Source organism: Nocardiopsis protaetiae (genome assembly GCF_045446735.1).
Taxonomy (GTDB): domain Bacteria; phylum Actinomycetota; class Actinomycetes; order Streptosporangiales; family Streptosporangiaceae; genus Nocardiopsis; species Nocardiopsis protaetiae.
The window spans coordinates 1-295 of sequence record NZ_JBJJBV010000584.1 but is presented as its reverse complement, the minus strand read 5'-3'; the positions used below and the strand labels follow the sequence as shown (position 1 = coordinate 295).

Below are 295 nucleotides of genomic sequence, written 5' to 3'. Positions count from 1 at the left end.
TGGGACTGAGACACGGCCCAGACTCCTGCGGGAGGCAGCAGTGGGGAATATTGCGCAATGGGCGAAAGCCTGACGCAGCGACGCCGCGTGGGGGATGACGGCCTTCGGGTTGTAAACCTCTTTTACCACTCACGCAGGCTCCACGTGTTCGTGGGGTTGACGGTAGGTGGGGAATAAGGACCGGCTAACTACGTGCCAGCAGCCGCGGTAATACGTAGGGTCCGAGCGTTGTCCGGAATTATTGGGCGTAAAGAGCTCGTAGGCGGCGTGTCGCGTCTGCTGTGAAAGACCGGGG

1 rRNA gene is annotated in these 295 nt (G+C 61.0%); it reads left to right on the top strand.

The features are described 5' to 3' along the window. Positions 1-295 (top strand): 16S ribosomal RNA (locus ACJOT3_RS34775); the annotation flags it as partial.